Origin of the sequence: Cryobacterium sp. TMT1-19, assembly GCF_004403055.1 — a bacterium.
Lineage (GTDB): Bacteria > Actinomycetota > Actinomycetes > Actinomycetales > Microbacteriaceae > Cryobacterium > Cryobacterium sandaracinum.
On sequence record NZ_SOHB01000021.1, the window covers coordinates 74,775 to 93,262 of the forward strand.

Sequence of the window (18,488 nt, forward strand, 5' to 3'; positions counted from 1 at the left end):
CGTGCTGAACTTGGTCGTATTGATCTCCGGCGGGGGATCCAACCTTCGCTCCCTGCTCGAGGCCTGCCGCGACGCCGAATACCCGGCCCGCGTGGTGGCCATCGGCTCCGACAGGGACGCCGACGGGCTCGTGCTCGGCGAGGAATACGGCATCTCCACTTTCACGGTGCCGTACACGTCGCATCCGTCCCGGGAGGCCTGGGGCGACGAGCTCCTCGCGCAGATCCAGCAGTGGGACGCCGACCTCATCGTGCTCAGCGGCTTCATGCGCCTGCTGCCGCCCCGGGTGGTGGCGGCGCTGACCCCGAACCTGCTCAACACACATCCGGCCTACCTGCCCGAATTCCCCGGGGCGCACGGGGTGCGTGACGCGCTCGCCGCCGGGGTCGCCGAAAGCGGCGCCAGCCTGATCGTGGTCGACACGGGCGTCGACGACGGACCGATCATCGCGCAGGAACGGGTGCCGGTGCTGCACGGTGACACCCAGGCATCCCTGCACGACCGCATCAAAATCGTCGAGCGTCGCCTGCTGGTGCAGGCCGTGCTCGATATCGCCAACGGACACGTCGATCTCAAGGAGCATCCCCACATATGAGCGGTCCCACTAACGCCCCGAGCCTGTACCGCCACCGCGACGTCGTGCCCGTGCAGCGCGCCCTCATCTCGGTGAGCGACAAGACCGGTCTGGTCGAACTGGCCGCAGCTCTCGCGGCGACCGGCGTCGAAATCGTGTCGACCGGTTCGACGGCGGCCTTCATCCGCGCCGCCGGCCACGACGTGACGGATGTCTCCGCCGTCACCGGCTTCCCCGAATCCCTCGACGGCCGGGTCAAGACCCTGCACCCGGGAGTGCACGCCGGTATCCTCGCCGACCTGCGCCTCGAGGCGCACGAGGCGCAGCTCGCCGACCTCGGCATCGCCGCATTCCAGCTCGTCGTCGTGAACCTGTACCCGTTTGTCGAGACCGCCCTGTCGGGTGCGGTCCCGGCCGACGTGATCGAGCAGATCGACATCGGCGGCCCTGCCCTCGTGCGCGCCGCGGCCAAGAACCACGCCAACGTCGCCATCGTGGTGGACCCCGACAACTACGACGAGATCATCGCAGCCGTCGAGGCCGGCGGCACCCCACTGACGCTGCGCCAGAAGCTGGCCTCGCTCGCCTTCGAGCACACCGCCGGCTACGACCTGAGCGTCTCCGCCTGGTTCACGGAGAACGTCTACGACCAGTGGCAGGACGACGCCGCGGCCCTCAACGAGGAGATCCTCGAGGAGTTCGACGCCGTGATCGGCGAGGCCCTCTCCGAGGAGATGCCGTTCCCCGAGACCCTCGTCATCGAGGCCACCCGCAGTGCGGTGCTCCGCTACGGCGAGAACTCGCACCAGGCCGCGGCCCTCTACCTCGGCGAGGGCGGCCAGGGCATCGCGCAGGCCGTGCAGCGCCACGGCAAGGAGATGTCGTACAACAATTACGTCGACGCGGATGCCGCCGTGCGCGCCGCCTACGACTTCGTCGCACCGGCCGTCGCCATCATCAAGCACGCCAACCCCTGCGGCATCGCCGTCGCCAACCCCAAGGCGCCCGACGCGATCGCCTCCGCGCACCACCGCGCGCACGACTGTGACCCGATCTCCGCGTTCGGCGGCGTCATCGCGGCCAACCGCACGGTCACCCTCGGCATGGCCGAGACCGTCAGTCAGATCTTCACTGAGGTGCTCGTCGCCCCGGGTTTCGAGCCGGCCGCGTTCGAGCTGCTCAGCGCCAAGAAGAACATCCGCCTGCTCGAGCTTCCGGTTGACTACCACCGATCCTCGCTCGAACTGCGCCAGATCTCTGGCGGCCTGCTCGTGCAGGAGTCCGACACGTTCGACAACCTCGACTCGTCGACCTGGACCCTCGCGGCCGGCGACGAGGTCGACGCGGCCACCCGGGCGGACCTCGAGTTTGCGTGGAAGGCCTGCCGCTCCGTGAAGTCGAACGCCATCCTGCTGGCGCGCGGCGGGGCATCCGTGGGCGTCGGAATGGGCCAGGTCAACCGGGTCGACTCCTGCCACCTCGCGGTGCTGCGGGCCGGCGACCGGGCGGCCGGCTCGGTCGCGGCCTCGGACGCGTTCTTTCCGTTCGCGGACGGCCTGCAGGTGTTGCTCGACGCGGGCGTCACCGCCGTTGTGCAGCCCGGCGGCTCCGTGCGCGACGCCGAGGTCATCCAGGCGGCCGCGGATGCCGGCGTCAGCATGTACTTCACCGGGGAGCGCCACTTCTTCCACTAGGCGTTCATCGGGGCAGCCCCGGTGCGGCCACGGAATCTGGCACGATTGAAGGAACCGTGGCTTCGCCAGACCCGTCCCGGCAGGAAGGAACGCCGTGCCAGACCTCGAGGGATTCATCCAGACCGGCTACCTCGTCGCCCTGGCGGTCGCGGTCGTGGCCGCGGTGGCGATCACGGCGATCATCGCCTTGGTCTTCCGGGTGGTGGGCCGCAAGGAAGCCTGGGCGCGCACGCTGGTCGGCCTGGTCAGGGTGCCGTTCCGGTTGATGCTGCTGGTGGGCGCGATCTGGACCGTTCACACGCTGTTCCTGCAGACCTCCGAGGGGATCGAACGACTGGTCGACTTCTTCTTCCGGGCCCTCTTCATCGCCGCGTCCACCTGGCTGGTCTGCGCGCTGCTCTACTTCTTCGAGGAGGTGGCGGCCGCCCGCTACCGCATCGACGTGCGCGACAACCGCGTCGCGAGAAGGGTGCGTACCCAGCTGCGGATGCTGCGGCGCATCGGCGTCGCCGTGATCGTCATCTGCGCGATCGGGGCCGTGCTGCTCAGCATCCCCGGCGCCGCGACCCTGGGCGCGAGTCTGTTCGCCTCAGCCGGTCTGCTCAGCGTCGTGGCCGGCCTGGCCGCGCAGTCCACTCTCGCGAACGTGTTCGCCGGCATCCAGCTGGCCTTCAACAACGCCCTGCGGGTCGACGACGTGGTCATCGTCGAGACCGAGTGGGGCAAGATCGAGGAGATCACCCTCACCTACGTGGTCGTGCACATCTGGGACGACCGCCGCATGGTGCTGCCGTCGACCTACTTCACCACCAACCCGTTCCAGAACTGGACCCGGCACAACAGCGAGTTGCTCGGCGCGGTCGAGTTCGACCTCGACTGGCGTGTCGACCCAGCCGGCATGCGCGTGGAACTCGACCGCATCGTCGCGCAGACCGAGCTCTGGGACGGCCGCGTGGTCGTGCTCCAGGTGACGGATGCCGTGGGCGGCTTCGTGCGCGTGCGCGTGCTGGTCTCCGCCGCCGACGCTCCCACCCTGTTCGACCTCCGCTGCCTCGTGCGCGAGAACCTGATCGACTGGCTCAACACGCACAACCCCGAGGCACTGCCGGTGGGACGGATGGAACTGCGGCGGGAACCCCCGCGTGCGGAGGTTCCCGCGCGCGCCGCGCCGTCGGCCCACCCCGTCACCGCGCCCATCGGGCTGTTCTCCGGCGACGAGAACGCCAAGGCGCGGGCGGCCGAGTTCACCGCGACCATCCCCGTGCAGGAGGGTCCGGCCGAGAAGCGCTGACGCGCCGCCGGTCACGACGCGCAGTCGGGGAGTCGCGCGGCTATTCTGGTGCAGTCGACGCGTCACGATCGCGGCGGCACAGCCAGCCCACAAGGCCGACCAGCGAGGAGAACCACCCCATGACGCTCACGCACCCCACCACCTCGCTGGATGCCCTGATCGGCCTCCCATTCACGCACGAGCGCGTGTTGATCACCACCGGCATCCGTTCGGGCCTCGTGATCACCGTGGCCGTGCACTCCACCCGGCTCGGCCAGGCCCTCGGCGGCGCCCGCCTGTGGCAGTACGAGAACTGGACGGATGCCGTCGCCGACGCCCTGCGCCTGTCCGCGGCCATGACGCTGAAGAACGCGGCCGCCGGGCTGAACCTGGGCGGCGGCAAGTCCGTGATCCACGTGCCGCTCGGCACCGAGTTGAGCGAGGCGGAGCGGCGTGACGTCATGCTCGACCTCGGCGACGCCATCGAGAGTCTGGACGGCGCGTACATGACGGCCGAGGACGTCGGCACGAACGCCGAGTCGATGGCCATCGTGAAGGAACGCACCGACCACGTCTGCGGTCTCCCGGCCGCCAGCGGCGGCGTGGGCGAACCGGCCGACGCGACCGCGGCCGGCGTCTATGCCAGCGTGCTCGCCACCCTCGACGCCCTGTTCGGCAGCCGCGAGGTGTCCGGCCGGCACATCGTCATCTCCGGCCTCGGCCAGGTCGGCGGCCGCCTTGCCGGCGAGCTCGCCGCCGCCGGGGCCCGCCTCACGGTCAGCGACGTCAACCTCGGCAAGCAGCAGTTCGCCGCCAGCCTCGGCGCGACCTGGGTCCCCGTCGACGAGGTGCACCACGTGCCGGCCGACCTGTTCGTGCCCTGCGGGCTCGGCGGGGTGCTCACCGCCCGGGTGATCGGTGAACTCAACGTGCTCGGGGTGGTCGGGGCCGCCAACAACCAGCTCGCCCAGCCGGAGGGTGCCGCCCAGCTAGACGCGCGGGGCATCCTCTGGGCACCCGACTTCGTCGTGAACGCCGGCGGCGTCATCTACCTGGCCCTGGCCTCGGAGCCGAACGCCGACCGGGCCGTCGTGACCGAGCGGGTCGCCGCGATCGGCGATGTCGTCGCGCAGATCTTCACGGATGCCCGCGAGCAAGGCATCACAACGCTCGCCGCCGCAGAGCGCCTCGCTGCCGCGCGGCTGGATGCCGCCCGCCCGCGGTAGCCGCCCCGGGCAGCTCCCCGGTCGCTTCGCTGGCGGTGCGCGCGTGCTGCGCCGCTCCGCGCACGGCACGCCACGCGCGGAGCGGCGCATGACCGGCGCGCCGAATCCGAGCCACCCATCTCCGACTTCGAGAAGCTCGAGGGCTGCGATACCTGCCTGAGCGTACGGGTGCGCTGAATCCCGATCCCCGAATTCGGCGCTTGCGCCCGAGGCCACGGAACCGTAGTCTGAAAAGCTGCCTGATCAGGGGGGCACAGCTCAGACACCACGCGCTCAGGAGGCCGACATGACCAAGACAGCATCGTTCACCATCGCAACGTCTGCGAACGACGGCGCGCGCTTTGGCGCAGCCACCTCGTTCCCGCGCGCCGCTTAGCCGGCCCCCTCCCGCGATCTCCCGCCCCGCCTCGGGCCTGACTCCGGGCCGCTGACACCCAGCGACCGGCTCCGCCCCGCAGGCCGGCAGCCATGCTGCTCCCGGAAGCTACGGCTTCCACCCCCGCCGGCCGACGTGCTCGTCGTCGGCCTCCCGGCGCCGCGCGCCGCCGTTCACCGGAACCAGACTCGTTCAGGACTCACTCGTGACCACGCTCACCGACCACAGCCATCCGCCCGACCCCGACCCCGCAGCGGGAACCGACCCCGTTGACCTGCCCCGGAGGAACACACTCCAGGTGCTGCTGCGCCTCTACCCCTTCGCCCGGCCGGCCCTGCCGCGGCTGGCCCTCGGCATGCTCGCCGCCCTGCTGGCGGCGCTCGTGGCGCTCGCCATCCCGCAGGTGCTGCAGCGCCTCGTCGACGGTGCCCTGACTCAGCAGGACGCCGCCCAGATCTGGCCGGCCGTCATCGTGGTACTCGCCCTCGGCGTGATCGAGGCGGTGCTGATCGCACTGCGCCGCTGGTTCGTTCTCGGCCCCGGCACCCACATCGAGGCCCGGATGCGCAACGCCCTCTACGCCCGGCTGCAGGACCTCCCGGTCACATTCCACGACAAGTGGCCGAGCGGCCAACTGCTCTCCCGCGCCGTCAGCGACCTCAACCTGATCCGCCGCTGGATCTCGTTCGGGCTCGTGCTGCTCATCGTGAACGTCGTCACCGTTGTGATCGGCGCCGCCATCCTGGTGTCGATGAACTGGATCCTCGGCCTCATCTTCCTCGTCTGCTCCGTGCCGCTGTGGATCGTCGGCTACCTGTTCGAGGAGAAATACTCCGTCGTTGCGCGGCGCAGCCAGGACCAGGCCGGCGACCTCGCGACGGCCGTCGAAGAGTCGGTGCACGGCATCCGGGTACTCAAGGCCTTCGGGCGAGGCAAGTTCGCGTTGAAGAACTTCTCCGACCAGGCCGAGAGCCTGCGCGGCACCGAGATCGAGAAGGCGCGCGCCATCGCCGGCATCTGGCTGTGGCTGCTGATGATCCCGGATGTGGCCTTCGCCCTTTGCCTCGTCGCCGGTGTCTGGCTGGCTGGCCAGGGCGAGTTCAGCGTGGGCGGGCTCGTGGCCTTCTTCGCCACGGCCACCGTGCTGCGCTGGCCGATCGAGTCGGTCGGGTTCCTGCTGTCGATGACCTTCGATGCCCGCACCGCGACCGACCGGTTCTTCGACGTGCTCGACGCGCCGAACGCGATCACGGACCCCGAGCATCCCGTCACTGTCGACCGGCCCCGCGGCCGCCTCGCGTTCGAGAACGTGCACTTCCGCTACCCCGACTCGCCGAGCCGCTTCCCGGACCTGCTCGACGGCGTGGACCTGGTGCTCGAACCGGGGGAGACCATGGCTCTCGTCGGTCTGACCGGCTCCGGCAAGTCCACCCTGACGGCGCTCACCACCCGCCTCTACGACGTGACGGAGGGGGCGGTGACCCTCGACGGGGTCGACGTGCGCTCCCTCGGCCGCGAGGAACTGCGTCGCCACCTGTCGATGGCGTTCGAGGATGCGACGCTGTTCTCGGCATCCGTGCGCGACAACGTGCTGCTCGGCCGTCCGGAGTGGGCCGAGCGCTCGTCCGAAGCGGATGCCGCACTCGAGGAGGCGCTCATGGTCGCCCAGGCCGGCTTCGCCCACGACCTCCCGGAGGGCGTGGACACGCTCGTCGGAGAGGAAGGGATGAGCCTCTCCGGCGGCCAGCGGCAGCGGATCGCGCTCGCGCGAGCGGTGGCGGCGAAACCCGCCGTGCTCGTGCTCGACGACCCGTTGTCGGCGCTCGACGTGAACACCGAGTCCCTTGTCGAAGCCGCGCTGCGCGAGGTGCTCTCCGCGACCACGGCGCTGATCGTGGCGCACCGGCCGTCCACCGTGATGCTCGCCGACAGGGTGGCGCTGCTCCAGAACGGGCGTGTCACCGCGATCGGACGGCACTCCGATTTACTCCGCGAGAGCGAACACTACAAGTTCGTCATCTCGAGCCTGGAAGACGAAGAACGACGAGAGTCCGCACGAGAGGAGGCGGCGCGATGAGCGTCACCGGTGTCGAGGGCGAAGACCGCAGCAACTTCACCGCCGCGGAGAGCAAGCAGATCCGGGGCCGGTCGCTGCGTCTGCTCGGGTCGCTGCTGCACCCGGTGCGCTTTTCGGTCCTCGCGGCAATGCTGATCGTGGTCGTGTCCACGGCCGCGCAGGTGGCCGGCCCGGCCCTGATCGCGTTCGGGATCGACCGCGGTCTGCCCGCGCTGATGGAGCAGGACTGGGTGCCGCTGGCCGCCACGGGGTTGGTCTACCTAGCCACGGGCGTGGTCGGGGCCATCCTGATCGCCTGGTACACGATCATGTCGGCGCGGATCAGCCAGGCCGTGCTGATCGACCTGCGCAAGAGGGTCTTCCTGCACACGCAGCGGCTGAGCCTCGAATTCCACGAGTCGTACACCTCGGGGCGCATCATCTCCCGGCAGACCAGCGACCTCGACGCCATCCGGGAACTGCTGGACTCGGGCATCAACCAGCTCGTGCAGGGGCTGCTGTACATGGTGTTCACCGCGATCGCACTGTTCCTGCTCGACGGGACGAGCGGGCTCGTCCTGCTCGCGTCGATCGTGCCGTTGGCGCTGCTCACCCGCTGGTTCCAGGTGCGCTCGCAAACGCTCTTCCGCCGGTCGAGAACGGCGTCGGCGAGCCTGATCGTGCAGTTCGTGGAGACCATGACCGGCATCCGTGCGGTCAAAGCCTTCCGGGCGGAAAAACGCAACGAGAAGGTGTTCGGCGAACTGGTCGAGGACTACCGCAAGGTGAATGAGCGGGTCATCCAGCTGTTCGGCATCTTCGATCCGGGTCTCGTGTTGATCGGGAACGTGGCCGTCGCGGTCGTGCTCCTGGTCGGCGGGTTCCGCGTCGTCGACGGCCAGCTCTATATCGGCGCGCTGCTCGCGGCCCTGCTCTACACCCGCCGGTTCTTCGACCCGATGGAGGAGATGGCGATGTTCTACAACTCCTACCAGTCGGCCGCCGCGGCGCTGGAGAAGATCTCCGGGGTGCTTGAGGAGCATCCCGGTGTGCCGGACCCGGTGACGCCGGTCGACCTCTGGGCGGCAAAGGGTGCGGTCTCGTTCGAGAACGTGCAATTCGAATACCAGAGCGACCGGGTCATCCTGCCGCAGTTCGACCTGACGATCCCGGCCGGGCAGACCATCGCCCTGGTTGGGTCGACCGGGGCCGGCAAGTCCACCCTGGCCAAGCTGATGGCGCGTTTCTACGACCCGTCGGAGGGTCAGGTGACCCTCGACGGCGTCGACCTGCGCGACCTGCACCCCAAGGACCTGCGCCGAGCGATCGTCATGGTCACCCAGGAGGCCTACCTGTTCAGCGGTTCGGTCGCCGACAACATTTCGATCGGCAAACCGGATGCGACGCCCGCCGAGATCGTGGCGGCGGCGCAAGCGGTCGGCGCGCACGACTTCATCGCGGGGCTGCCGAACGGGTACGACACCGACGTGAACAAGCGCGGCGGGCGCGTCTCCGCCGGGCAGAGGCAGCTTATCTCGTTCGCTCGGGCGTTCCTGGCCGACCCGGCGGTGCTCATCCTCGACGAGGCCACCTCGAGTCTGGACATCCCGAGCGAACGTCTTGTGCAGCAGGCGCTGCAGACACTGCTCGGGGGACGCACCGCCGTGATCATCGCGCATCGCCTGTCGACCGTGGCGATCGCCGACCGGGTGCTCGTGATGGAGCACGGATGCATCGTCGAAGACGGCACGCCCGACCAGCTGATCGCCGGCACCGGCCGGTTCGCGCAGCTGCACGCCGCCTGGCGCGACTCGCTGGTGTGATCGGCGACGCGACTCGCGGCGCGAGCGGTTAGGCGAACCCCCAGGCCTTCTCCTCGTCGCTCGAGTCGTCGGAGAGCGGCGTGCCCGTCAGGGGGCGGTTGGAGGCGACCGGTCCGAGCGGGTGGTAGCTGGGATCCCGCGGGATCGCGGGTGATTCCTTGAGTTCGACGAAGATCGCGTGCGTCGGCGTGCGGCCGACGTTCACGCCGGCGTGCTCCTGGGCCGGCAGCCAGCGGGTCTCGCCGGCGGGCAGCTCGACGTCGATTTCGCGGCCCTCCGATGACAGGCGCCGGGCGTAGGCGCTGAGCGTGATCATGACGCTGTCGGGATGCTCGTGGGGATTGGTCTCATCGCCGGGAGCGTCGAGGAACTCGAGCACGCGAACGCGGTCGTTCTCAAGCAGTACTCGGTAGGCGCCCGGGTCGGTGACGACGGGATCGAGGGCGGTGTGTGCGGCTGTGCTTTCGCTGTCCATGAAAAACGGTAGCATCCGGCGCAGCCTCGAACCAAGCATTGCGGGCAACCCCGGGCGGTGATCGCTATGCGGGCCTCCAGCGCGCCGCCGCGTAGTCGATGCGGTAGCCGTATGCCCCGGGCTTCAACGGGGTGCCCTCCGCGGTGTAGTGGGGGAGCGCGCGCTCCTCGTGCCCGATCGGCGGGCGTCCGCCGGCCCGGATCACACGCCACCAGGGCAGCGCGGCGCCGTGGCGCGCCATGATCTGCCCGACCAGGCGGGCTCCACGGGAGCCGAGCACGGCCGCGACGTCACCGTAGGTCATCACGCGACCGGCCGGGATCGACTCCACGATTCCGAGAACGTGCGTGACGAAGGCAGGTTCCCGGGTGCCGGCATCCGTCATCGGCTGCGAGTCAGAGCTGCAATGCGCCGATGGTCTCGCCGTAGTCGGTTTGGCCGATGTCGCTGAAGCCGAGGCGGTGGAAGAACGACTCCGGCCCCTCTTCGCCGGGTTCCCAGATCACGGTGATGTGGTCGAAGCCGCGCTTGCGGGCCTCGGCGGCGAGTGCGTCTGCGGCGAACTTGCCGACACCCTTGCCCTGGGCCTCCGCGTCCACGTTGATGCGCCAGATGCAGGCACGGAATTCTTCGTGCGGTGAGTCGGGGTCAAAGTTTCCGTGGATGAAGCCGGCAACCTCGCCGTCCAGCAGAACGACGCGCTGCCAGGCGGTAGCAGGGTTGATGACGGACGCCGCGACCGCGTAGGAGACGGGGGCGATGAACTGCTCCTGGCCCGGTTTCAGGCTCAGGCTGTTCGCCGCGACGATGTTGCGCGCGGACAGTTCTTCCAGTCGTAGTTCACCCATGCGAACAGGCTAACGTGCACCGGAGCCGGCCGGTAGTCGGGTTTTCGGACGACAGAGCGTGGGGGTGGCCCATCCGGAAGATCCGGAAACTGTCTCGATGTCAAGATAGTTACGTCGCTCCACTAGAATCGGTGTGGCTATTCTTGCCCCCCGATATTCTGAGGAGATTTCCATTGGCGAAGATCAAGGTTGAAGGCACTGTCGTCGAGCTCGACGGGGACGAGATGACCCGCATCATCTGGCACGCGATCAAGGAGACCTTGATCCACCCGTACCTCGACATCGACCTCGAGTATTACGACCTGTCGATCCAGAAGCGCGACGAGACCGACGACCAGATCACGATCGACTCGGCCCGCGCCATCCAGAAGCACGGCGTCGGCGTCAAGTGCGCGACCATCACGCCCGACGAGGCGCGCGTCGAGGAATTCGGCCTGAAGAAGATGTGGGCGTCGCCCAACGGCACCATCCGCAACATCCTCGGCGGCACCATCTTCCGCGAACCCATCATCATCTCGAACATCCCGCGCCTCGTGCCGGGCTGGAATAAGCCGATCATCATCGGCCGCCACGCGTTCGGCGACCAGTACAAGGCCACCAACTTCCGCTTCGAGGGCGAGGGCACGCTCAGCATGACCTTCACCCCGAAGGACGGCTCGGCCCCGCAAGAGTTCGAGGTATTCCAGGCCCCCGGCAGCGGCGTCGCGATGGGGATGTACAACCTCGACGACTCCATCCGCGACTTCGCCCGCGCGTCGTTGAACTACGGCCTCGAGCGCAAGTACCCGGTCTACCTGTCGACGAAGAACACGATCCTCAAGGCTTATGACGGCCGCTTCAAGGACATCTTCCAGGAGATCTTCGACGCCGAGTTCAAGGCCCGCTACGACGCGGCCGGCCTCAGCTACGAGCACCGCCTGATCGACGACATGGTCGCCTCTGCTATGAAGTGGGAGGGCGGTTACGTCTGGGCCTGCAAGAACTACGACGGCGACGTGCAGTCGGACACCGTCGCGCAGGGCTTCGGCTCGCTCGGCCTGATGACCAGCGTGCTCTCAACGCCGGACGGCAAGGTCGTCGAGGCCGAGGCCGCGCACGGCACCGTGACGCGCCACTACCGCCAGCACCAGCAGGGCAAGGCCACCTCGACCAACCCGATCGCCTCGATCTATGCCTGGACCCGCGGCCTCGCGCACCGCGCCAAGCTTGACGGCAACCCGGCGCTCGCCGAGTTCGCCAACACGCTCGAAGACGTGGTCATCAAGACCGTCGAGAGCGGTAAGATGACCAAGGACCTCGCGCTTCTCGTGGGCCCGGAGCAGGCCTTCCAGACGACCGAGGAGTTCCTCGCGGCCATCGCGGAGAACCTCCAGGCCCGCATGGCCTAACCCGCAGCGACAGGGTGGCAGTCTCACCCGCGGGGTGAGGCTGCCGCCCTTTTTTGGGCGTTTTCCCGGGTTTTCCCGGCCCTGAGGGGAGGCTTTCCTTGCTGGCGGAGGCCGGCGAGTGAGGCAAGAATATGACCATGTCGTCTCTGGTCGCCGCCGTTCGTCGTTACCCTCTCGTCGCAACGACCGTGCTGCTCGGGCTCATCGGCGCGGTGCTCGCCCTGGGCGGTCAGACGGATGCCGTGCGCTGGCTGTTCAGTGGATTCGGCCTGCTGGTCGCCGGTTACGAAACGATCGGCATGGTACGACGGCTGCTGCGCGGCACCCTCGGTGTCGACGTGCTCGCGATCACGGCCATCGTCGCCACGGTGCTGGTGGGCGAATACGTGGCCACCCTGATCATCGTGCTGATGCTCACCGGAGGCGCGGCCCTCGAAGACTTCGCCGTGAACCGGGCCAAGCGCGAGCTCGACGCCCTGCTCCGGCGGGCCCCGCAGATCGCGCACCGGCTCGGCGCCGGCACCGATACCGATACCGATACCGACACCGGAAAAGGCGAGGTCGAGGACGTGCCGGCCACCGACGTGCGGCCGGGCAACCTGCTTCTCGTTCGCCCCGCCGAGATCGTGCCGGTCGACGGCGCTCTGGTCTCCGTCAGCGCAGTCTTCGACGAGTCCTCGCTCACTGGGGAGAGCCTCCCGGTCGAGCGCGAAGCCGGCGACGCCGTGCTCAGCGGGTCGATCAACGGCCAGGCTGCCGCCACCATCCGAGCCACCGCGACCGCCGCGGACAGCCAGTACCAGCAGATCATCGCGCTGGTCGAAGAGGCATCGGCCAGCAAGGCCCCCGTGGTGCGCCTGGCGGATCGCTACGCCGTGCCGTTCACTGCGGTCTCGCTCTCGATCGGCGCCCTGGCCTGGATCGTCAGCGGCGACCCGGCCCGGTTTGCCGAGGTGCTGGTGGTGGCGACCCCCTGCCCACTCCTGATCTCCGCACCGGTCGCCTTCATGGGCGGCATGAGCCGGGCCGCCCGCAACGGCATCATCGTCAAGGGCGGTGGGGTGCTCGAAATGCTCTCCCGGGCCAAAACCGTGGTCTTCGACAAGACCGGCACGCTCACCCACGGCAGCCCCACCATCGCCCGCGTGCTTCCCGAGCCCGGCTTCGACGAGGACGAGTTGCTCGCACTCGCCGCGTCCGCGGAGCAGTATTCGTCGCACGTGCTCGCGGCATCCGTGATCGCGGCGGCCCGGACCCGCGGGCTGGAGCTGATCGGGTCGGAGACCGCGGACGAGGTTCCCGCGCACGGCGTCGTGGCCCGGCTGGGCGCCCGCGAGGTCACCGTGGGCAAGCTGTCGTTCATCCGGGAACGGGCGACGGATGCCGTGGCCGCCCCGATCGAGGGCGGCGAACTGGCCATCTACATCGCCGTCGACGGGCGCTTCGCCGGCAGCATCGTCGCCAGCGACACGCTGCGGGAGAACGCACCGCAGACTCTGGCGGATCTGCGGGCGCTCGGCCTGCGGGACACCGTGATGCTCACCGGCGACGCTCGGCCCACCGCCGAGCACATCGCGGCGCTGGTGGGGATCGAGCAGGTGCAGGCGGACTGCCTGCCCGCCGACAAGGTCAACGCCGTGCGTGGCCTGGCCCACCGCCCGGTGATCATGGTCGGCGACGGGGTGAACGACGCTCCCGTGCTGGCCGTCGCCGACGTCGGTATCGCCATGGGAGCCCGCGGGGCCACGGCCGCGAGCGAATCGGCCGACGTCGTCATCCTGATCGACGATCTGACTCGCGCCGCCCGCGCGGTCGCGATCGGCCAGGACACCATCCGGATCGCGCTGCAGAGCATCTGGCTCGGCATCGCTCTGAGCCTCGGCCTGATGGTCCTGGCCGCGTTCGGCTTCATTCCCGCCACTGCGGGGGCGCTATTGCAGGAATTCGTCGACCTGGCCACGATCCTGAACGCGTTGCGGGCGATCGGCGGTCGCCGGGACGCCTCGGTGCAGGCTCAGATCGCCGCTCGCAAGCCGGCGGCGGCCGGCGCGCTGAGTCGCTGAGTCGCGTCACCCTATTGTGCTGGATGCCCCCAGTTCAGGTGTCAACGCGTGCAAGTTGCACAGTCTGAGGTCGAATTCAGCTAGCTTCAAGTTCATGTCCCTCCGTTGGGGGTCAACCTTTCGTCGTTGAACGGATTGGATGATGCACGTGAACTCACGAAATCGGCATTTCTCACCCTGGGACCTCGACCCCCGGCCGCCGCGCGCACTGTGCCGGGCCACCGCGGTGGCCCTGACCGTCGGGCTGGTGGCTACCGCGGCCCTCGTCGGCGGCACCGTCGCAGCCGGCGCCGCACCGCAGCAGGCTCCGCGGTTGGCCATCGAAAAACCGGCCGCCGCCTTCGAGGCCGGCCGCTACGTCGTCACGCTGGCCGCCAGCGCGGTCGCCGCCTACTCCGGCGGCGTCGCCGGTTTCGACGCCACCAAGCCGGCCCCAGGCCGGCAGCTCGACGCGAGCTCGAAGAACGCGACCGCTTACGCCGCGCACCTCGCAACCGAGCAGAGAAGGGTCGCCGCGACCGCCGGGGTGAGCGTCAGCGTCTCCTACACGACCGCACTCAACGGATTCGCCGCCGAACTCACCACGGCCCAGGCCGCCGCGCTCTCCGCGAACCGAAAGGTTCTCGCCGTCGAGAAGGACGCGATCCGCCGGGTCACGGCGCAGTCCTCGACCGACTTCCTCGGGCTTGGTGACGCCGCCGGCGCCGGCGGCGTCTGGGACGCGGTCGGCGGCGTTGACGCGGCCGGCACCGGCGTCGTCGTCGGTATCATCGACACCGGCATCGCCCCGGAGAACGGGTCCTTCGCCGGCGGCCCCCTCGGCACCGACTCCGGCGACGCTCCGTTTCGCACGGCCGACGGCGGCATCCGCTTCGGCAAGTCCGACGGCGGCACCTTCACCGGCGCCTGCGTCGTGGGTGTGCAGTTCACCGCGGACGACTGCAGCACCAAAATCGTCGGTGCCCGGTACTACGTCGACGGGTTCGGCGCCTCCCGGATCGGTGCCGAAAGCGTCGGCGAGTACCTTTCGCCGCGCGACGGCGACGGCCACGGCTCACACACCGGCGGCACCGCAGCCGGCAACCACGCCGTCGCCGCGTCGGTCGGTGGCATCGACTTCGGCACCATCTCGGGCGTTGCGCCCGCGGCGAAGATCGCCGCGTACAAGGTCTGCTGGTCCGGCCCCGACCCGGTCAGCCAGGACGACGACGGATGCGCCACCAGCGACCTCCTCTCGGCGATCGACCAGGCCACGGCCGACGGTGTCGACGTGATCAACTTCTCGATCGGCGGCGGTGCGGCCCAGACCACGGTCTCCGCCACCGACGTCGCCTTCCTGGGCGCGGCATCCGCCGGCATCTTCGTGGCGGCGTCGGCCGGTAACGCCGGTCCCGACGCCTCCACGCTCGATAACGCATCGCCGTGGATCACCACCGTGGCGGCCAGCACCATTCCGAGCTACGAGGCCACCGCCACCCTCGGCAGCGGCCCTGCCTATGGCGGCGGCTCGATCACGGTCCCCGCCGTCGGCGTGACCGGTGCGCTGGTGCGCGGTGACCTCGTCGCCGCCCGGCGCGGAACAGACCCCTTGCTCTGCGGGCCGAACTCGCTCGACCCGGCCAAGGTGACCGGCACGATCGTGTTCTGTCAGCGCGGCGTCTATGACCGGGTCGCCAAGTCCGTCGAGGTGAAGCGCGCCGGGGGTATCGGCATGGTGCTGGTGAACAAGACGGCCAGCTCGCTCGACCTCGACCAGCACGCGGTGCCGACGGTGCACCTCAACGCCGAAGCGTTCGCCACGGCCTTCGCCTACGCAGGCACCGCCGGGGCGACCGTGACCCTCACGCCGGGCAACGCGCTCGGGACCACTCCGCCCACCCCGCAGGTCGCCGGGTTCTCCTCGCGCGGACCGGTACTTGCCGACGGCAGTGACATCATCAAGCCGGACGTCTCGGCGCCCGGGGTTGCGATTCTCGCCGGCGGTGCCAACGCCGCGGGCGCGGCAGGCACGTACCAGTTCCTGTCCGGAACGTCGATGTCGTCGCCGCACGTGGCGGGCCTTGCCGCCCTCTACCTGGGCCAGACGCCGAGCGCGAGCCCGGCCGAGGTGAAATCGGCCTTCATGACCACCGCCTACGACACGGTCGCCGGCTCCGGCGCTGCCGTGACTGACCCGTTTCTGCAGGGCGCCGGCCACGTCGACCCGACGAAGTTCTTCACGCCGGGACTCGTCTACCTGAACGGGGAGAGCGACTGGATGTCCTACATCAAGGGCGCCGGCTACACCGGGGGCGGCCTGGACGCCGTCACCGCGGTCGACCCGTCGAACCTCAACCTGGCCTCGATCGGCATCGGTTCGCTCACCCGGCCGGAGGCGATCACCCGCACGGTGACGTCGACCCAGGCGGGCACCTTCGACGCCTCGGTGTCCGGCCTCGCTGGCATCGACGTGACGATCGAGCCGTCCACGCTGACCTTCGGCGCGGCAGGGGAGACTCAGTCCTACACGGCGACGTTCTCCCGAACGGATGCGCCCGTCGACACGTTCGCGACCGGCTCGCTCAGCTGGACCAGCGGCGCGACCGTCGTGCACAGCCCGGTGGCGGTCAAGCCCGTCACCCTCGAGTCGCCGATCACCGCCGACGGAACCGGTCTGGCCGGCTCCGTCGGCATCCGCGTGACGCCCGGCACGACCGCCGACATCCCCCTGGCGACCGACGGCCTCGCGGCCGGCGTGCTGCTCAGGGAGAAGAAGGGCGGCCCGGGCAAGGCCTACACCGGAACGGGGCTCCCCGGAACGGAGATCGTCTTCACCGTGCAGGTTCCGGCGGGAACGGTGTTGCAGCGCTTCGACCTTGATTCACTGACCGACGCCGCCGACCTTGACCTGGTGGTCAACCGGTTGAGCGGCAAGGGCGGCACGCCGATCGAAGGCTGGCAGTCGGCCACGGCGGCGACGGACGAACACGTCGACCTGCTGAACCCGACGGCCGGGTACTACCAGGTTGTCGCGTCGGTCTTCAGTGGCACCGACCGGTACGACCTGACCACCTTCACGGTCGCGCCGGGTGCCGGCGCCGGAGCGTTCACCGTTGCCCCGAACCCTCTCCCGGGAGTGCAGGGCGTTGAAGCGACCTACACGGCCTCGTGGAGTGGTCTGGCCGCGGGCACGGATTACCTCGGGCTGGTGCGCTACGGCGACACTGGCTTCTCGACGGTCGTGGCGGTGGAGAACTAGCGGCCGCCAGGTTCGTCAGCGAGGTCGGACTAGCCCGCTGCGTCCGGCGTCGAACCAATTCGACGGAGATTTTGCGACACGAGGCCGCTTGCGAGCTGTTTCGAACCCGTTTTGGGCAAAATCTCCGTCGAATTCGTCAGGGGTGCGGTTCTGGGCGGGCGGCGGACGGACACCGAGCGAAGGCTTACCCTGAGGTAATGCGATTCGCACGAATGCGCCGAGGCGGCGAGACCCTCGGCGTGAGCCGGCCGCGGCTGTCCCGAGAGGTCTACGTGCTCGGCGTGATCGCGTTCTTCGTGATGGTGGGCTTCGGCGTCGTCGTGCCGGTGCTGCCCGTCTACGTGCGCAGCTTCGGGGTCGGCTACCTGGAAATCGGCGCCGTCGTCTCCGCGTTCGCGCTGATGCGCTTCGTCTCCAGCCCGTTCACCGGGCGCCTGATCGACTGGGCCGGCGAACGCGTGATCCTCGCCTCCGGCATCGGGATCGTCGCCGTTTCCAGCGGGCTGGTCGGCGTGGCCCAGAACTATCCGCAGCTGCTGCTCCTGCGCGGAGCCGGCGGCGTCGGTTCGGCCATGTTCACGGTTGCGGCCATGACTCTCCTGCTCGGCTCCACGGCACCGGGATTCCGGGCCAGGGCCATCGGGTTCTACCAGGGTGGGTTCCTGCTCGGCGGGATGGCCGGCCCCGCGCTCGGCGGACTCCTCGCCACGATCTCGCTCACCGCGCCGTTCTTCTTCTACGCCGCGACGCTCGCCGTTGCCGGCATCCTCGGGCTCGTGCTGCTGCGCCCGGTGCGGGGTGGGGTCGTCGCCGCGGCCGGCCCGGCGCCCGAGCGCATCCCGTTCCGAACGGTGCTGCGGGACACCCGGTTCCGCGCGGCGTGCATCGCCAACTTCTCCACCGGCTGGAACTCGTTCGGCGTGCGCAACGCGCTGATCCCCGTGCTGGTCGTCGAGGTGCTGCGGGGTCCGACCGTCTGGACCGGCATCGCCTTCGCCTTCGCGGCCGTCGCCCAGACGGTGGCACTCGCGCCGGCCGCGCGGTTCGTCGACACTGTGGGCCGTCGCCCGGCCATCATCGGGGCATTCCTGGTTGCCGGGCTCACCATCCTCGCGGTCCCGTTCGCGCCGAACATCATCGTGCTCACGGCGCTGCTTTGCCTCTACGGCGTGGCCTCGGCGTTCATGGGCACCGCCCCGGCCGCATCCGTCGGCGACGCGGCCGGCGCCGGTGGCGGTCGACCCGTGTCGGTCTTCTCGATGTTCTCCGACCTGGGTGCCATCGTCGGCCCGCTCGCGGCCGGCTTTCTTGTCGACAGCGTGTCCTATCCGGTAGCCTTCGGCGTCGGCGCCTTGCTGTTCTTCGCGACCTCTGTCTACGCGCTGCGGATGCCGCGGCAGGCCCACCCGGCGTAGTCCCGCCCCGAGAGGGGTCGAATGCAGCTACGAAACTGTCAC

13 protein-coding genes are annotated in these 18,488 nt (G+C 69.4%); 10 read left to right on the forward strand and 3 right to left on the reverse strand.

The features are described 5' to 3' along the window. The first annotated feature begins 1 nt into the window (after position 1). The 6 genes from purN (at position 2) to E3T40_RS05160 (ending at position 9,019) form a co-directional block, all read left to right on the forward strand. A complete protein-coding gene (purN, locus tag E3T40_RS05135; protein WP_134542827.1) occupies positions 2 to 595 on the forward strand; it encodes a phosphoribosylglycinamide formyltransferase in 594 nt (197 codons plus the stop codon). Then, positions 592 to 2,268, forward strand: coding sequence for a bifunctional phosphoribosylaminoimidazolecarboxamide formyltransferase/IMP cyclohydrolase (gene purH / locus E3T40_RS05140; protein WP_134542828.1), 1,677 nt, complete (start codon positions 592 to 594; stop codon positions 2,266 to 2,268). The genes purN and purH overlap by 4 nt, the downstream gene beginning before the upstream one ends. 94 nt (positions 2,269 to 2,362) lie before the next feature. Next, on the forward strand, positions 2,363 to 3,559 hold the full coding sequence (locus E3T40_RS05145) for a mechanosensitive ion channel family protein (protein ID WP_104194019.1): 1,197 nt from the start codon (positions 2,363 to 2,365) through the stop codon (positions 3,557 to 3,559). 119 nt (positions 3,560 to 3,678) lie between these two features. Then, entirely contained in the window at positions 3,679 to 4,764 is a 1,086-nt protein-coding gene (locus E3T40_RS05150; RefSeq protein ID WP_134542829.1) for a Glu/Leu/Phe/Val dehydrogenase family protein, read from the forward strand. Between the two features lie 731 nt (positions 4,765 to 5,495). Continuing rightward, a complete protein-coding gene (locus E3T40_RS05155; protein WP_134542861.1) occupies positions 5,496 to 7,217 on the forward strand; it encodes an ABC transporter ATP-binding protein in 1,722 nt (573 codons plus the stop codon). After that, a complete protein-coding gene (locus E3T40_RS05160) occupies positions 7,214 to 9,019 on the forward strand; it encodes an ABC transporter ATP-binding protein (protein ID WP_134542830.1) in 1,806 nt (601 codons plus the stop codon). Before E3T40_RS05155 ends, E3T40_RS05160 begins: the two co-directional genes overlap by 4 nt. A gap of 28 nt (positions 9,020 to 9,047) precedes the next feature. Here E3T40_RS05160 and E3T40_RS05165 read toward each other — a convergent pair whose 3' ends face one another. The 3 genes from E3T40_RS05165 to E3T40_RS05175 all read right to left on the reverse strand — a co-directional run bounded on the left by E3T40_RS05165 (position 9,048) and on the right by E3T40_RS05175 (position 10,342). After that, positions 9,048 to 9,494: a cupin domain-containing protein gene (locus tag E3T40_RS05165; RefSeq protein ID WP_198411933.1), complete on the reverse strand. Its 447-nt coding sequence runs from the start codon at positions 9,492 to 9,494 to the stop codon at positions 9,048 to 9,050. A gap of 64 nt (positions 9,495 to 9,558) precedes the next feature. Continuing rightward, positions 9,559 to 9,879: an MGMT family protein gene (locus tag E3T40_RS05170; RefSeq protein ID WP_104171810.1), complete on the reverse strand. Its 321-nt coding sequence runs from the start codon at positions 9,877 to 9,879 to the stop codon at positions 9,559 to 9,561. 10 nt (positions 9,880 to 9,889) lie between these two features. Further along, on the reverse strand, positions 9,890 to 10,342 hold the full coding sequence (locus E3T40_RS05175) for a GNAT family N-acetyltransferase (RefSeq protein WP_104171811.1): 453 nt from the start codon (positions 10,340 to 10,342) through the stop codon (positions 9,890 to 9,892). A gap of 173 nt (positions 10,343 to 10,515) precedes the next feature. Between E3T40_RS05175 and E3T40_RS05180 the strand changes: the two genes are divergently transcribed. From E3T40_RS05180 to E3T40_RS05195, 4 genes are all read left to right on the forward strand, one after another. After that, positions 10,516 to 11,730, forward strand: a complete 1,215-nt coding sequence (locus tag E3T40_RS05180; protein WP_104100190.1) for an NADP-dependent isocitrate dehydrogenase — start codon at positions 10,516 to 10,518, stop codon at positions 11,728 to 11,730. Between the two features lie 137 nt (positions 11,731 to 11,867). After that, positions 11,868 to 13,793, forward strand: coding sequence for a heavy metal translocating P-type ATPase (locus tag E3T40_RS05185; RefSeq protein ID WP_134542831.1), 1,926 nt, complete (start codon positions 11,868 to 11,870; stop codon positions 13,791 to 13,793). A 148-nt stretch (positions 13,794 to 13,941) separates the two neighbouring features. After that, positions 13,942 to 17,031, forward strand: coding sequence for a S8 family peptidase (locus tag E3T40_RS05190; protein ID WP_241981678.1), 3,090 nt, complete (start codon positions 13,942 to 13,944; stop codon positions 17,029 to 17,031). A 197-nt stretch (positions 17,032 to 17,228) separates the two neighbouring features. Further along, on the forward strand, positions 17,229 to 18,446 hold the full coding sequence (locus E3T40_RS05195) for an MFS transporter (RefSeq protein WP_233193931.1): 1,218 nt from the start codon (positions 17,229 to 17,231) through the stop codon (positions 18,444 to 18,446). Positions 18,447 to 18,488 lie beyond the last annotated feature (42 nt).

Coding starts and splice junctions, on each gene's coding strand:
- purH (WP_134542828.1), top strand. CDS start 592: ATGAGCGGTCCCACTAACGCCCCGAGCCTGTACCGCCACCGCGACGTC.
- E3T40_RS05150 (WP_134542829.1), top strand. CDS start 3,679: ATGACGCTCACGCACCCCACCACCTCGCTGGATGCCCTGATCGGCCTC.
- E3T40_RS05155 (WP_134542861.1), top strand. CDS start 5,496: ATGCTCGCCGCCCTGCTGGCGGCGCTCGTGGCGCTCGCCATCCCGCAG.
- E3T40_RS05160 (WP_134542830.1), top strand. CDS start 7,214: ATGAGCGTCACCGGTGTCGAGGGCGAAGACCGCAGCAACTTCACCGCC.
- E3T40_RS05165 (WP_198411933.1), bottom strand. CDS start 9,494: ATGGACAGCGAAAGCACAGCCGCACACACCGCCCTCGATCCCGTCGTC.
- E3T40_RS05170 (WP_104171810.1), bottom strand. CDS start 9,879: ATGACGGATGCCGGCACCCGGGAACCTGCCTTCGTCACGCACGTTCTC.
- E3T40_RS05175 (WP_104171811.1), bottom strand. CDS start 10,342: ATGGGTGAACTACGACTGGAAGAACTGTCCGCGCGCAACATCGTCGCG.
- E3T40_RS05185 (WP_134542831.1), top strand. CDS start 11,868: ATGTCGTCTCTGGTCGCCGCCGTTCGTCGTTACCCTCTCGTCGCAACG.
- E3T40_RS05195 (WP_233193931.1), top strand. CDS start 17,229: ATGCGATTCGCACGAATGCGCCGAGGCGGCGAGACCCTCGGCGTGAGC.